General features: G+C 69.6%; 11 protein-coding genes. 4 read left to right on the forward strand and 7 right to left on the reverse strand.

The window, feature by feature from the left end; translation table 11 throughout:
- From IH54_RS44565 to IH54_RS0117725, 3 genes are all read left to right on the forward strand, one after another.
- Nucleotides 1–87, forward strand: an 87-nt coding sequence (locus tag IH54_RS44565) for an RICIN domain-containing protein (protein WP_159011917.1), incomplete at its 5' end; no start/stop codon positions are given.
- Nucleotides 88–190: 103 nt separating this feature from the next.
- Nucleotides 191–3,832 (forward strand): glycoside hydrolase family 3 C-terminal domain-containing protein, encoded by a 3,642-nt coding sequence (locus IH54_RS0117720; RefSeq protein ID WP_031517837.1) that lies wholly within the window; start codon nt 191–193, stop codon nt 3,830–3,832.
- A 267-nt stretch (nt 3,833–4,099) separates the two neighbouring features.
- Nucleotides 4,100–4,702: a hypothetical protein gene (locus IH54_RS0117725; RefSeq protein WP_031517839.1), complete on the forward strand. Its 603-nt coding sequence runs from the start codon at nt 4,100–4,102 to the stop codon at nt 4,700–4,702.
- A gap of 132 nt (nt 4,703–4,834) precedes the next feature.
- Here the strand turns inward: IH54_RS0117725 and yjfF are convergent, their stop codons facing one another.
- From yjfF to IH54_RS0117745, 4 genes are all read right to left on the reverse strand, one after another.
- Nucleotides 4,835–5,842 (reverse strand): galactofuranose ABC transporter, permease protein YjfF, encoded by a 1,008-nt coding sequence (yjfF, locus tag IH54_RS0117730; protein ID WP_052397573.1) that lies wholly within the window; start codon nt 5,840–5,842, stop codon nt 4,835–4,837.
- Complete coding sequence (locus IH54_RS0117735; protein ID WP_031517844.1) at nt 5,839–6,924, reverse strand: ABC transporter permease; 1,086 nt, start codon at nt 6,922–6,924, stop codon at nt 5,839–5,841. The genes yjfF and IH54_RS0117735 overlap by 4 nt, the downstream gene beginning before the upstream one ends.
- Nucleotides 6,921–8,465 (reverse strand): sugar ABC transporter ATP-binding protein, encoded by a 1,545-nt coding sequence (locus tag IH54_RS0117740; RefSeq protein WP_031517846.1) that lies wholly within the window; start codon nt 8,463–8,465, stop codon nt 6,921–6,923. The genes IH54_RS0117735 and IH54_RS0117740 overlap by 4 nt, the downstream gene beginning before the upstream one ends.
- Nucleotides 8,466–8,540: 75 nt before the next feature.
- Nucleotides 8,541–9,545 carry an ABC transporter substrate-binding protein gene (locus IH54_RS0117745; RefSeq protein WP_031517848.1) on the reverse strand — a complete coding sequence of 335 codons (1,005 nt, stop codon included), beginning with the start codon at nt 9,543–9,545 and terminating at the stop codon, nt 8,541–8,543.
- A gap of 1,520 nt (nt 9,546–11,065) precedes the next feature.
- On the opposite strand from IH54_RS0117745, the gene IH54_RS0117755 reads away from it, so the two are divergent.
- Nucleotides 11,066–12,466 carry a non-reducing end alpha-L-arabinofuranosidase family hydrolase gene (locus tag IH54_RS0117755; protein WP_420711776.1) on the forward strand — a complete coding sequence of 467 codons (1,401 nt, stop codon included), beginning with the start codon at nt 11,066–11,068 and terminating at the stop codon, nt 12,464–12,466.
- Nucleotides 12,467–12,614: 148 nt separating this feature from the next.
- Here the strand turns inward: IH54_RS0117755 and IH54_RS0117760 are convergent, their stop codons facing one another.
- From IH54_RS0117760 to IH54_RS0117770, 3 genes are read right to left on the reverse strand one after another with little or no spacing between them, the layout of a single operon-like run.
- The gene (locus IH54_RS0117760; protein ID WP_031517852.1) at nt 12,615–13,076 is read right to left on the reverse strand and encodes a MaoC family dehydratase; all 462 of its coding nucleotides are present in this window, start codon (nt 13,074–13,076) and stop codon (nt 12,615–12,617) included.
- A gap of 34 nt (nt 13,077–13,110) precedes the next feature.
- Complete coding sequence (locus IH54_RS0117765) at nt 13,111–14,604, reverse strand: acyl-CoA synthetase (RefSeq protein ID WP_031517854.1); 1,494 nt, start codon at nt 14,602–14,604, stop codon at nt 13,111–13,113.
- 11 nt (nt 14,605–14,615) lie between these two features.
- A complete protein-coding gene (locus IH54_RS0117770) occupies nt 14,616–15,485 on the reverse strand; it encodes an amidohydrolase family protein (protein ID WP_031517856.1) in 870 nt (289 codons plus the stop codon).
- Between the last annotated feature and the right edge of the window lie 3 nt (nt 15,486–15,488).

Below are 15,488 nucleotides of genomic sequence, written 5' to 3' on the forward strand. Positions count from 1 at the left end.
GTCACCGGAGCCTCCACCGCCAACGGCGCACTCGCCGAACTGTGGACCTGCAACGGCGGCAGCAACCAGCAATGGACCCTCGGCTGACACCAGCCGCACCGCGAGAACCGCACCACCCACACCGGTGGCCCGCCGGCTCCCTCCGGCGGGCCACCGGCCTGGAAGCCGCCCAACGACTTACGGAGACGCCATGCGCTTACTGCAAAAAAGAGCGACGCACGCGGTGACGGCGGCCCTGTGCACTCTCGGCCTGCTCAGCGCCGCCGGCCCCGCGCACGCCGGACCCCCCGCCACAGCGCACGCCCCGGTGCCGATCTACCTGGACACCGGTTACTCCTTCCAGGAACGGGCCGCCGACCTGGTCTCGCGTATGTCGCTCGACGAGAAGGTCCAGCAGCTGCGCACCAACAGCGCACCGGCCATTCCGCGCCTCGGCGTGCAGCAGTACACGTACTGGAGTGAGGGCCAGCACGGCATCAACACGCTGTTCGCGAACACCAACTCCGGGTCGGTGACCGGCGGCGTCCACGCCACCAGCTTCCCCACGAACTTCGCCGCGTCCATGAGCTGGGACAAGGACCTGGTCTACCGGGAGACCACCGCCGTCTCGGACGAGGCCCGCGGCCTGCTCGACAAGTCGCTGTGGGGCACCGGGCAGAACAACCTCGGGCCGTCCCGGGACGACTACGGCATGCTCACCTACTGGGCGCCGACGGTGAACCTCGACCGCGACCCGCGGTGGGGCCGCACCGACGAGGCGTTCGGTGAGGACCCGTACCTCGCGGGCCAGATGGCCGGCGCTTTCGTCAACGGCTACCAGGGCCAGAACCCGGACGGCACCGCGCAGAGCAAATACCTCAAGGTCGCGGCCACGGCGAAGCACTACGCCCTCAACGACGTGGAGCAGGACCGCACCGGCATCAGCTCGAACGTCTCGGACGACGACCTGTACGACTACTACACCGCGCAGTTCAAGAGCCTCATCGAGAACGCGCACGTGGCCGGACTGATGACGTCCTACAACGCGATCAACGGCACCCCGTCGGTCGCCAACACCTACACCACCAACCAGATCGCGCAGCGCACCTTCGGTTTCGGCGGGTACATCACCTCCGACTGCGGCGCGGTGGGCACCACCTACCAGAGCTTCCCCGCCGGCCACGACTGGGCTCCGCCGGGCTGGACCACGGACCGCAAGGGGGCGAGTGCCACCTGGACCGAGACCGCCACCGGGCAGCAGGTCTCCGGTGCCGCCGGTGGCCAGGCCTACGCGCTGCGGGCGGGAACCGACGTCAACTGCACCGGCACGGAGGCGACGTCCCTCAACCTCGGACAGGCGCTCAAAGCGGGAATCCTGAGCGAGGGAGTCATCGACAACGCGCTGCTGCACCTGTTCACCGTCCGGATGCGGACCGGAGAGTTCGACCCGGTGGACAAGCAGCCGTACACGAAGATCACCAAGGCAGCGATCGAGTCGCCCGCGCACCAGGAACTCGCCCGGACCGTCGCCGACAACTCACTCGTCCTGCTGCAGAACGACGCGCCCGACGGCGCCCGGGGGCCCCTGCTGCCGCAGGACCCGGCCACGCTGGACAAGGTCGTGATCGTCGGCGACCAGGCCGGCAAGGTCACCCTCGGCGGCTACTCGGGCGACCCCACCAAGAAGGTGGACGCCGTACAGGGCATCACCGCCCAGGTCACGGCCGCCAACCCGGACGCGCAGGTCGTCTACGACGCAGCCGGCACGTCCACCACCGCGACCGGTGACGCCGTGCTCAGCGACCGGACCAGGGCCGACATCCAGAACGCGGACCTCGTGGTCGTCGCCGTCGGCACCGACGAGGCCACCGCGGGCGAGGGCAAGGACCGCAGCGGCCTGGCCCTGCCCGGCAACTACGGCAGCCTCATCGACCAGGTCGCGGCCCTCGGGAACCCCAGGACCGTGGTGGACATCCAGTCCGACGGCCCGGTGGCCATCGAGGCCTACCGGTCCGAGGTCGCAGCGATCGTCTTCGCCGGCTACAACGGCGAGAGCCAGGGGGACGCCCTGGCCGACGTCCTGTTCGGCAGGCAGAACCCCGACGGGCACCTCAACTTCACCTGGTACAAGGACGACTCGCAGCTGCCGGACATCTCCGACTACGACCTCGCCCCCAGCGGCACCGGCGGCCTGGGCCGCACCTACCAGTACTTCACCGGCACCCCGACCTACCCCTTCGGCTACGGTCTGAGCTACAGCGCCTTCGCCTACTCCCACGTCGCCGCCGACCGCCACTCGGTCGACGCCGACGGCACCGTTTCGATCGGCTTCGACGTCACCAACACCGGCTCGGTGGCCGGAAGCACGGTGGCGCAGCTCTACGCGGCGGGCGACTTCGCCGTCAAGGGCAGGGAGCTGCCGGACAAGCGGCTTGTCGGCTTCCAGAAGACCAAGGTCCTGCGGCCCGGCGCCACGCAGCACGTCACCCTGCGCGTCCGCGTCCCCGACCTCGCCTTCCACGACGGCCAGAAGGCCCAGCAGGTCGTCTACGACGGCCGTTACCGCTTCGAGGTCGGACCCGACTCCGCCACCAGCGCGGGATCGGTCCAGGTGACCGTGCACGGCAGCCTCACCCCGCACGTCGCCTACGTGACCGTGCAGCCGGAGTCCGTGGTCTACGGCGCCGGCGACACCATCGACCTCACGGGCCGCAACCGGTGGATCAAGGACGACACCGATCCCACCGCCCAGCCCGGACGCAACATGAGCGTCACCGCCGACCACGTCGTGCAAGCCGTCAACGACGACGGATCATTCGTGGACCTGTCCAGGACCGCGGTCCGGTACACCAGCAGCGACCCGTCCGTCGCCCGCGTGAGCCCTCGAGGTGTGGTCACGACGGTCGGCAACGGTGTGGCGACCATCAGCGCGACCGTGCACGGGGTGACCGGAACCGCCGTGATCCGCGTTCACCACACCCTCGCCCTCTCCTCGGCGCGCATCGTCACCCCGGGAACGCCGGTCAGCGCCACCACCACCTACACCAACACCGGCCCCACCGCGCTGCCCAGCGCCTCGGTGACACTGGCCGCACCCGACGGCTGGACCGTCACGCCCACGTCCCCGGCCACCTTCTCCGAGGTTCCGGCGGGCGGGTCCGTCACCACCACCTGGTCCGTCACTCCCCCGGCGGACACCGGGCCGGGCAGCTACGCCCTGGCCGCCTCCGCCACCTACCGGGGTGCGAAGGCGGGCGACGACGCGGTGGGGCAGGTGCTCGTCCCCTACTCCTCGGTCGACGACGTCGTCACCAACGTGGGCATCAGCGACGATGCCGACCCCGGCAGCGGCAACCTCGACGGCGGCGGGCAGAGCCTGTCCCAGCAGGCCCTCGCCGCCCAGGGGATCACCTCCGGCGGCGCGGTCACCCACGACGGTCTCACCTTCGCCTGGCCCACGACGGGCTCGGGCAAGCCCGACAACATCGTGGCCGGCGGGCAGACCGTCCCGTTCACCGGACGGGGCAGCACGATCGGATTCCTCGGCACCGCCGACTACGGCAACGCCTCGGGCACCGGAACGGTCACGTACACCGACGGGACCACCCAGAACTTCACCCTGTCCTTTCCCGACTGGTGGGCCAACAGCCCCTCCACGGGCAACGACGTCCTCGCCACGACCGACTACTTCAACAACGGCGGCGGCAAGGTCCAGCAGAAGGTGAGCGTGTACGCCGCGACCGCTCCGCTCCAGCCCGGCAAGACCATCGCTTATCTGACCCTGCCCGACATCGGCCCGGGCGCCGCCACCAACCAGGTGGCGCTGCACATCTTCGCCATCGCCGTCGGCTGACGGCTACCGCACCACGGCAGCAGGCCAGCTCGCCGTGCGGCCCGGGCGGAAGCCCGGGCCGCACGGCTTTCCTGTTTTCGAGCACGAGGCGGGCACGCGGCGGCAATCCCGAGGGAGTGACCGGGCGGCATGTCCGTCTACCCTAGGGGGCGACGTACCAAGTGCCCTCACGTGCGACGCACCCAGTGTGCGCACCAGCACGGAACGGCGGCGCCGGATGTCGACCGGCGCCGCCCGCACGTGCACAGGAAAGCGAGCTGATCTGCCATGGCGGACAATGCCACCCTGAAGTCCCAGTACCTTGCCCAGATCCAGGCCGACCTGGAACGCACCGCCGAGGAGAAGGAACGCATCGCCGGCGAGCTGGCGGCGCTGCAGGAGAAGTTGACGAGCCTCGAGCAGGACCACGCGCTCCTCGTCGGAGTGCAGCAGGCCCTGATCGCATCGTCCACCGCCCCCGAGCAGGACGAAGTCCCGGTCACCGCCGGCGCACCCGAGGCGCCGCAGGCAGTGGTGCCCGGGCCGCGCAAGCCCGAGAAGGCCCCCCGTGCTTCCGGGCGAGCCACCCGCAGGACGAGGACCGCGGCCGGGGACAGCACGGGAACGAACTCCGCGCCCGCACCCACGCTGGTGGAACTGGTCGTCGCCGATCTCACCGGACGCAGCGAGCCCCGCTCGGCCGCCGAGGTCGCCACGGCACTCTCCCAGGCGCACCCCGGCCGGACGATCCAGACGACCGTGGTGCGCAACACCCTTGAGGCCCTGGTCGCCAAAGGCCAGGCCCAGCGCTCCAAGCAGGGCCGGTCGGTGTACTACTCGGCCGCCGGGAACCCCGCGCCGTCCGCCTCGACCGCGGAGGCCGCCGCGTAGGGTCCGCCGCGCGTGGACACCGGCGCCGGGGGGCGATGCTGTGCTCGCCCCCCGGCGCCGGGCCCGCGGGGCGGACGGTCCACCGGCCCGGTGCAGGTGACGTACGGATCGGCCGCCCGCGGCGGCCGGCCCCTACGTCCGGCTCCGTGCCGTCATGGTGCGCTGGATCAGGATGAACGCGAAGAGCAGCACCCCCGTGGCGATCTTCGTCCACCAGGAACTGAGGGTGCCCTCGAACTGGATGAGCGTCTTGATCAGGCCCAGCACCAGCACCCCGAACAACGTCCCGACCACATAGCCCGATCCGCCCGTGAGCAGCGTGCCTCCGACCACGACCGCCGCGATCGCGTCCAGCTCCAGACCGACCGCGTGCAGCGGGTCACCCGACTGGATGTACAGGGTGAACAGCAGCCCCGACAGCGCGGAGCAGAAACCGCTGACGGTGTAGACGGCTATCTTCGTACCCGCCACCGGCAGGCCCATCAGCAGCGCCGACTGCTCGTTCCCGCCGATGGCGTACACCCGCCTGCCGAACCGTGTGCAGTGCAGCACGTAGAACGCGACGGCGAGGACCACCAGCGAGACGACGGCGGCGATCGAGAGGAACGACCCTCCGGGCAGCGGGACATGCGTCTGGGCGAGCCTGTCCACCGTGGGGTCGCTGATGGATATCGACTCCTTGCTGATGACCAGGCACAGCCCCCGGAAGAAGAACAGCCCCGCCAGGGTCACGATGAAGGGCTCGATCTCGAAGTGGTGGATCACGTAGCCCATCAGGTAGCCGCCGAAGGCACCGACTACCAGGACGATGGGCGCGACGAGGAGGAGGGGCAGGCCCTGCTTCTCCACCAGCCACGCGGTCAGCATCGTCGTGAACCCGATGACCGAGCCCACCGAGAGGTCGATCCCACCGGTGAGGATCACGAAGGTCGCACCGACGGCGGCGACGAGCAGGTAGCCGTTGTCGATGAAGAGGTTCATGAAGACCTGGGCGTGCAGGAATCCGTAGGCCTGGTACCGGAAGGCGCCGAAGCCGAACATGACCACGAACAGGCCGGCTGTCACCAGGACGGGCAGCCGGCGGTCCTGCAGCAGCCGGCGGCCCTCCACACGTGTCCGGAAACCGTCGATCACGCTCACGGCGACACCTCCGTCCGCGGGGCCGTGTCAGCGGCCACGCCCGGGGTCTTCAGGTCGGGGATCCGACGCCCGGTGCGGGCGCCGAACACCTTGGCCCGGAAGACGGGCGACTGCATCAGGCAGACGACGATGACGACGACTGCCTTGAAGACCAGGTTGGTCTGGGTCGGCACACCGATCGTGTAGATGGTGGTGGTGAGGGTCTGGATGATGAGGGCTCCGATGATCGTGCCGCCGAGATGGAATCTGCCGCCGGTGAGCGAGGTGCCGCCGATCACCACGGCGAGGATGGCGTCGAGCTCGATCCACAGGCCCGCGTTGTTGCCGTCCGCCGCCGACACGTTGGAACTGATCATCAGGCCGGCGATACCCGCGCAGAGGCCGCAGAACATGTAGGCCATGATCTTGATGCGCCGTGACCGGATGCCCACCAGGCGGCTCGCCTCGGCGTTGCCGCCGACGGCCTCGACCAGCAGTCCCAGGGCGGTACGGCGGGTGAGCGCCATGCTCAGCACGACCACCACGGCGACCACGAAGAGGGAGAACGGCAGGGCCAGCCAGTAGCCCCCGCCGATGAGGGAGTACGCGTCACTGTTGACGGTGATGATCTGACCGCTGGTGATCAGCTGGGCGATCCCGCGGCCCGCGACCATCAGGATCAGTGTGGCGATGATCGGCTGGATGCCGAGCCGGGCGACCAGCAGGCCGTTCCAGGCCCCGCACACCAGGGACACGGCAAGTGCCAGCGCGAAGGCCAGCAGCACCCCGACCACGCTGCCCTGGTCCGCCTGCTTGCTGACGACGAGGCAGGCCAGCGCACCGGAGATCGCCACCACCGCGCCGACCGAGAGGTCGATGCCTCCGGTGGCGATCACCAGGGTCATACCGATCGCCACGAGGATGAGTGGGGACCCGAACAGCACGATGGAGACCAGACTCCCGTACAGGTGCCCGTTCTTCAGATGGATCTCGAAGAACCCCGGGGTGAAGGGGACGTTGACCAAAAGCAGCACGATCAGAGCAGCCACCGGCCAGAACAGCCGGTGCTGACTCGCCGCGCGCCACAGGGATGTGAGGCTCACTGATGCTCTCCGCTCGCAATGATCTCCAGGACCCGCCCGGCCGTCACGTCGGGCCCGTTGGCCAACCGCGCCACGAGGCGGCGGTCGCGGAGCACGCCCATGGTGTGGCTGAGCCGGAGCACCTCCTCCAGTTCGGCCGATATGTAGACGACGGCCATGCCCTCTTCGGACAGTGACACGACAAGCTTCTGGATCTCCGCCTTGGCACCCACGTCGATGCCCCGGGTGGGCTCGTCGAGGATGAGCAGCTTCGGCTGGGTGAGCAGCCATCGGGCGAGGAGGACCTTCTGCTGGTTGCCGCCGCTCAGCGAACCGGCCTTCGCCTCGGGGTCGGCCGGACGGATGTCCAAGGCCGCGATGTACTTGGCGACCAGCTCGTCCCGCTGCGACGCCGGTACGGGGCGGGTCCACCCGCGCGCGGCCTGGAGGGCGAGGACGATGTTCTCCCGCACCGTCAGGTCCGGGACCAGGCCCTCCGCCCTGCGGTTCTCCGAGAGGAAGGCGACTCCCCTGCTGATCGCGTCGTTCGGCTCCCGCAACGCGGCCTGCGCTCCGTCGATGTACACCTTGCCGCTGTCGGAGCTGTCCGCCCCGAAGAGCAGACGGGCCAGTTCCGTACGGCCCGATCCGAGAAGCCCGGCGAGCCCCAGGACCTCCCCGGTGCGGACCTCCAGATCGAAGGGGGCGACACCGCCGGCCCGGGAGAGGCCCTCCGCCTTGAGCCACGGCTCGCCCGTCTCCGGCTGCGCGTGGTGCTCGCCGAGTTCCTCCAGCTCGTCCAGGTCCTTGCCGATCATCAGCTTGACCAGGTTCACCCGGTCGAGGTCGGCGACCATGTGCTCGCCGACCAGGGTTCCGTTGCGCAGTACGGTCATCCGGTCGCAGACCTCGTAGATCTGGTCGAGGAAGTGGGAAACGAACAGGATGGCCACGCCGTCCGCCCTCAGCCGCCGCATGAGGGCGAACAGCTCCTCGACCTCGTCACGGTCGAGGCTCGACGTCGGCTCGTCCAGGATCAGCACGCGGGTGCCCGTTCCGGCCGCCCCGGCGGCGGGGTTGCCGGAACCGACGGCGCGGATGATGGCGACCAGCTGCTGTACGGCCAGCGGGTGCGAGCCCAGCGGGGCCGACACGTCGAGGTCGAGGCCGAACCGGGTCACCAGCTCCGCGGCCTGCCTGCGCAGCTCCTTCCACCGGATCCGGCCGCCGCCGACCGGTTCGCGGCCGATCATGATGTTCTCTGCCACCGAGAGGTTCTGGCAGAGGTTGACCTCCTGGTAGACCGTGCTGATCCCGGCCTGCTGGGCCTGCAGCGGACTGGTGATGCGGACCGGCCGCCCGTCCAGGTCGACCCTTCCGCCGTCGAGGGGGTGAACTCCTGTCAAGACCTTGATGAGCGTGGACTTCCCGGCCCCGTTCTCGCCCAGGAGAGCGTGGATCTCGCCAGGGAACAGCCGGAAGTCGACGTCCGACAGAGCCCGTGTGCCGGAGAACTCTTTGACTATGCCCGTCATCTCCAGGACGGGCCGAGGCTCTGCCATGGCAGCGCTCCTAGGTGCAATCGTCGCGACGTGGACGGGAGCCCCCCGTACCCCGGGGGCTCTCGCGGGCGGGTCTCAGTACTTGCGGCTCGGCAGCGCCGCCGCGGCCTGGTCCGCCGTGTAGTCGCTCTCCTTGGTCTTGATCCAGCGGGGAAGCGTCGACCCCTTGCCCGCATGGACGGTCTTGACGGTGTCCATCAGCTGCGGGCCGAGCAGGGGGTTGCACTCGACGATCGCATTGATCTGCCCCTTGCTCATGGCGACGAAGCCGTCGTGGACGCCGTCACACGAGATGATCTTGATGTCCTTGCCGGGCGCCTTGCCCGCCGCCTGGATCGCCTGGATCGCGCCGATGGCCATGTCGTCGTTGTGGGAGAACAGCACCTGGATGTCCGAGTGCGCCTGGAGGAAGGCCGCCATGACCTGCTTGCCGCCGGCGCGGGTGAAATCCCCGGACTGGCTCGCGATGATCTTCCACTCGGGGTGGCTCGCCTTCATGATCTTGGCGAAGCCGCTGGAACGCTCGATTGCGGGGGCCGCGCCGGTCGTCCCCTCCAGCTGTGCGATCTTCACGGTGCCCTTCTGGCCGGCCAGCACCTTCTCCAGCAGATGGGCCGCGCGCTCTCCCTCGCTCTCGAAGTCGGAGCCCACCAGGGTGACGTAGAGCGAGGGGTCCGAGGTCTCGACGGAGCGGTCGGTGAGGATCACCGGGATGCCGGCCGCCTTCGCCTCCTTCAGCACCGTGTCCCAGCCGGTCACGACGACCGGCGAGAACGAGATGACGTCGACCTTCTGCGCGATGTAGCTGCGGATCGCCGAGATCTGGTTCTCCTGCTTCTGCTGGGCATCGGAGAACTTGAGGTTGATGCCGGCGGCCTTCGCGGCGTCCTTCACCGACTGGGTGTTGGCCGCGCGCCAGCCGCTCTCCGATCCCACCTGGGAGAAGCCGAGGGTGATCTGCTCCGTCCCGCCGCCCTTCGACCCGGTGGACTTGGTGGGGTTCTTCTTCGCGCAGGCCGCGAGAACGCCGGCGGCCGAGACGGCCGCGCCCGCGGTGAGAAAGCTGCGTCTGTCGATCATGTCTGCTCCTTCGAGGAATTTCGGCAGGCGGGTGTTGCTGCAGGGTGCGGACGCGCCCCGTGCGGTCCGGGCAGCGGCACCGCCGTTGCCCGAGCGGGGTGTGTCAGCAGGTGGTGGGGGATCAGATGAGCAGGCCGACGTTCCAGGGAAGGGTGTCGCGGCTGCCGCCGGCGAGGGCGGTGGTGCCACAGGTGGCCCACATGGGTACTCCATACGGATGGGAGGGGGAACCGACGGGAGGTGGGTGCTCGGAGTGCCGTCGGGCGGTCGGGGGGACCCACGTACGGCTGGCTCTCACCGGGAGGGGAGAGTGCGGCCCGGTGCCGCACCACCCGTGTGTCACCACGAGTGTGTGCGCTCACCTGGCAGTGGCTTTCGGTGCCCGAAAGGGCCTCCGGTAGTCCCCCAGCAGGCTGAGGAGACACCGGATGTGGCAAAACGTCGCCGCGTGCGGCGTGCTGGGAATCGGTCCAACGAGTGAGCGCTAACATAGCTCGTTGCCATGCCGGTGCCAACCCCCACTGCCACCACCCCCGGCGGTCATCCGCGCGAGCGGGGCGACCGCACCCGGTAGTGAGCGCTAACACTTTGCTCCCCTCCCACACTTCGAACCAATGCAGCCACCGCCGTGCCGTCACCTGTGCGGCACGAGCGGGATTCCCACTGTCGTACGACTTTTCGCGGCACCTTAGGACGGCCGCCAGGACACGTCAATAGATCACACAGCCCGCTGCCAGGAAGCCGGCGGCAGAACGGTGGAGCCGTCCCACGGGCCGCCCGCCGACCGGGAGTTCCACCTCCACCCCGAATGTTTCGCATCCCGGGTTCGGCCCGTCCCGCGCCGGCCGCCGCGCCCGCGCGGACCTCGCAGAAGCCGTCGCTCCGGGGCAGCCTGACGGCCCGTGGAGCCCTCGCACCGGGCAGCCTTCCGAACTGGGCGTAAGCCGACCCGGGCAGCGAGTGCCGCCACCGCCGATCATGGAGGGTGCCGAAATTATCGCCGCGCAGGCGTTGACCGTTCGCGCTCAGCGGGTCCACACTTGCCACCGTTTCGCCTGTTCGCCACGTCCTGACGGCACAGCACCTCACGCCGTGGCGGCCAGAACCTCGTTGTTGGTCCCCCCACGCGTCCAGGCCGGCGTGCCCTGTTCCGCACTCCCGGCCGGAGCGCCAAGAAATGAGGTCGACATGACGCCCGAGAACTGTCGCGCCCCCGATCCGCAGCGCCGCACAGCGCGCGGCCCACGCCCGCGGGCCGCGACGCCGGCATCCCCTTGCCCATCGGCGTCCGCGCTTTCGTGTTAGCGCTAACACCTCTGCTTCACCCATTCGTGGGCGTCAACGGTGACACCTCCCTCCGCATCGGCCTCCGTGCCCCGCGGTCTGCCACCGAACGCCCCGCACCGACAGTCCGGGCGGCCCGCGACGGGGCCGACCGCAATCGATCACTCAAGGATCAGGAGGTCCCCATGCACAGAGGAAGGATCCGCCACAGGCGTCTGCTTGTGGCGCTCGCCTCGATGCTCGCCACGGTGGGCGTGGTGGCGGCGATGCTCGTCGCCAGCCCGGCTCAGGCAGCCACCACCGGCGCCCTGCGCGGTACCGGTTCCGGCCGCTGCCTGGACGTGCCGAACGCCAGCCAGACCGACGGAACGTACCTGCAGATCTACGACTGCTCCGGCGGTACGAACCAGCAGTGGACGCTGACGTCCAGCAACCAGCTGACGGTCTACGGCAACAAGTGTCTGGACGTCCCGGGCCACGCCACCACGGCCGGCACCCGGGTGCAGATCTGGAGCTGCAGCGGCGGAGCGAACCAGCAGTGGCGGGTGAACTCCGACGGCACGATCGTCGGCGTCGAGTCCGGGCTGTGCCTGGACGTCACCGGCGCGGCCACGGCCAACACCACGGCGGTGGAGATCTGGACGTGCAACGGCGCCAGCAACCAGAAGTGGTCCGGCCTGTCCGGAGGGACCACGACGACGCCGCCGACGACCCCGCCGACGTCGGGCGGTACGTGCACGCTGCCGTCGTCGTACCACTGGTCGTCGTCGGGCGCGCTGGCGCAGCCGGCGAACGGGTGGGTGTCGCTCAAGGACTTCACGAACGTGGTCTACAACGGCAAGCACCTGGTCTACGCGTCGAACGTGAACGGTTCGTCGTACGGGTCGATGGCGTTCGCCCCGTTCACGAACTGGTCCGACATGGCCTCCGCCGGGCAGACCGGGATGAGCCAGGCCGCGGTCGCGCCCACGCTGTTCTACTTCGCGCCGAAGAACATCTGGGTGCTGACCTACCAGTGGGGCGCCTGGCCGTTCATCTACCGCACCTCCAGCGACCCGACCAACCCCAACGGCTGGTCCTCCCCGCAGGCGCTGTTCACCGGGAGCATTCCCAACTCCGGCACCGGCCCGATCGACCAGACCCTGATCGGTGACGGCCAGAACATGTACCTGTTCTTCGCCGGTGACAACGGCAGCATCTACCGGGCGAGCATGCCGATCGGGAACTTCCCCGGTAGCTTCGGCTCGTCCTACACCACCGTCATGAGCGACTCGCAGGCCAACCTGTTCGAGGCGCCGCAGGTCTACAAGGTCCAGGGCCAGAACCAGTACCTCATGATCGTCGAGGCGATGGGCGCGAACGGGCGCTACTTCCGCTCGTTCACCGCCACCAGCCTCAGCGGCTCGTGGACCCCGCAGGCCGCCAGCGAGAGCAACCCCTTCGCCGGCAAGGCCAACAGCGGCGCCACCTGGACCAACGACATCAGCCACGGCGACATCGTCCGCAACAACCCCGACCAGACCATGACCATCGACCCCTGCAACCTCCAGCTCCTCTACCAGGGCAAGAACCCCAACGCAGGCGGCGCCTACGACCAGCTCCCCTGGCGCCCCGGCCTCCTCACCCTCCAGCGCTGACCCCCGTCCGATGAGCGGGCGCACCCCCTCAGGGGTGCGCCCGCTTCGGGGTGCGCCCACTCCGGGGCAAGCCGTGCCGGCCCGTCAGTCCCGTGGAGGTCCGGCGCTCCGTACCCCGCGACGGTCGGCGGCCGCAGCCCGTCCGGGGTCAGCCGTAGAACCGGGACAGGCTCTGCAGCACCGCCGCGGGCTTGGCGCCCCCCTCGATCTCGACGGTGCCGTCCACGGTGATCTGCAGCCCCCGGGGAACCTCCACGACCTCCGACAGGCGTGCGGCCAGGCGGATACGGGAGCCGACGCGGACCGGGGCGGGGAAACGGACCTTGTTGAGACCGTAGTTGACCTTGGTGCTGACGCCCTCGACCTCCAGCAGACCGGTGAACAGCGGGATGAAAAGGGACAGCGTCAGGTACCCGTGGGCGATCGGAGCGCCGAAGGGGCCGGTCGCGGCACGCTCGGGGTCCGTGTGGATCCACTGGTGGTCACCGGTCGCGTCGGCGAAGCCGTTGATGCGCTCCTGGGTGATCTCGATCCAGTCGCTCGTTCCCAGATCCGTGCCGGCGAGCGCCTTGAGCTCGTCGAGTCCCCGGACGGTGACGGTGGAGGGCATGGTCATGAGGGCGGTCCTTGCCTTTCGGAGTGGGTCAGGCACCGTGCGGCTGCTGCTCCTCGCGGAGCCGGCGCTTGAGGATCTTTCCTGACGCGGTACGGGGGAGGCTGTCGACCAGCACCACCGACGCGGGGATCTTGTACTTGGCGAGCCTGCCGCTCAGCGCGGCCAGCAGCTCGCCGGGGACGACGGCCATGTCCGCGGCCGGGACGACGAAGGCCCTGCCGACCTCCCCCCAGCGCCGGTCGGGGACACCGATGACGGCGCACTCGGCCACGCCGGGCAGGGTGCACAGGACGTCCTCGACTTCCGCCGGGTAGACGTTCTCACCGCCCGAGATGTACATGTCCTTGATCCGGTCGGCGATCGTGACGTAGCCGTCCGCGTCCACCCGGGCCGCGTCGCCGCTGCGGAACCAGCCGTCCCGGAAGGCGGCCGCGGTCTCCTCCGGCAGGCCCCAGTAGCCGGGCCCGACGTGCGGACCGCGGACGGCGACCTCCCCCACCTCACCGACCGGCACCGGCACTCCCTCGGGTCCGAGGACGCGGACGTCGCTGAAGAAGTGCGGGACACCGGCCGAGCCTGCCTTGCTGACGGCGTGCTCGGCGTCGAGGAAGAGCGTGCCGGGGGCCGCCTCGGTCATGCCGTACCCCTGGAGGAAGGTGAGGCCCCGCTGCTGGTACGTGTGGATCAGCGACGTCGGGACCGGTGCGCCGCCGCAGGTGAGCAGGCGGAGCGAGGAGAGGTCCGCCCGCGCCCAGCCGGGTTGCCGCGCGACGCGCTCGAACATGGTCGGGACGCCGAACATGAAGCTGATCCGGTGCTTCTCGATCAGTACCAGGGTGGCCGCCGGGTCGAAGCACTCGACGAGGACGCAGCAGCCCCCCTTGAGCAGGACCGGCAGGGTGAGCATGTTGAGCCCGGCCGTGTGGAAGAGCGGCGCGGAGACCAGGGCCCGCTCGTCAGCGGTGAGGTCGTGGTCGATCAGGACGTTGACGGCGTTCCAGACGAGGTTGCCGTGCGCCAGCATGGCGCCCTTGGGGCGGCCTGTGGTGCCCGAGGTGTACATGATCAGGCAGAGCTCGTCGGGGGTGACGGTCTCGTCGATCGGCTCGGAGGTGGCGGCCGCGAGCAGTTCCTCGTAGGCCGGGCCGACCTCGACGGGTGTCGGGAAGTCCGCGGGGACGAGCCCGGCGCACGAGGGGCCGTGGAGGAGGACGCGCGCGCCGCTGTCCTGGAGCTGGTAGGCGATCTCGGCGGCGGCCAGGCGGATGTTGAGGGGGACGAAGACCGCGCCGAGGATGCCGGTGGCGAACAGCGTCTCCAGGTAGGCGGGGTGGTTGGGGCCCAGGTATGCGACGCGGTCGCCGCGGCGGACGCCCGCGGTGCGCAGCGCGTGTGCCAGGCGGGTGGTGCGTTCGTGCAGGTCGGCGTAGCTCAGGATGCGCTCGCCGTGCACGAGTGCGGCACGGTGCGGGGTCTTGCGTGCCCTGCGGGCGGGCCAGGACCCGATGCCCTCGTTGCGCATGTGAGGCTCCTTCAGGAGGTGAGTCCCAGCAGCCGGGCGGCGTTGGTCTTGAGGATCTTGGGCTTCACGCTGTCCTTGATGGGCAGCTTGTCGAAGTCGGCGAGCCAGCGGTCCGGGGTCAGCACCGGGTAGTCCGACCCGAAGAGGACCTTGTCCTGCAGCAGCGAGTTGGCGTAGTGGACGAGCTGCGGCGGGAAGTACTTGGGCGACCAGCCGGAGAGGTCGATGTGCACGCCGGGTTTGTGGGTGGCGACCGCGAGCGCCTCGTCCTGCCAGGGGAAGGAGGGGTGCGCGAGGATGATCTTCAGGTGCGGGAAGTCGGCGGCCACGTCGTCCACGTGCATCGGGTTGGAGTACTTCAGCCGGATGCCGCCACCACCGGGGACGCCCGCGCCGATGCCGGTCTGGCCGGTGTGGAAGAGGGCGACGGTGCCGGTCTCCTCGATGACCTCGTAGAGTCCGTACGCCATGCGGTCGTTGGGGTAGAAGCCCTGGATGCTGGGGTGGAACTTGAACCCGCGCACCCCGTACTCCTCGACCAGCAGCCGTGCTCGGCGGATGCCCGCCCTGCCGCGGAAGGGGTCGACGGAGGCGAAGGGTATGAGGACGTCGGGGTTGGCGGCGGCTGCTTCGGCCACCTCCTCGTTGGGGACGGGCGGGGTGCCCGTGGCGTGCTCGGCGTCGACGGTGAAGACGACGGCGGCCATGTTCCGTTCGCGGTAGTAGGCGGCCATCTCGGGGAGGGTCGGCTTGCGGCTTCCCTCGACCTTGAAGTAGGCCTCGGAGGCGGCGCCGAGTTCGTCGGACAGGGACGCGTTCCCCCGCGAGGAGACCTCGGCATGGGTGTGGACGTCGATCGCCGTGAGTGTTTCCGGGTCCATGGG

It is taken from the genome of Streptomyces sp. NRRL F-5123, assembly GCF_000721495.1.
Lineage (GTDB): Bacteria > Actinomycetota > Actinomycetes > Streptomycetales > Streptomycetaceae > Actinacidiphila.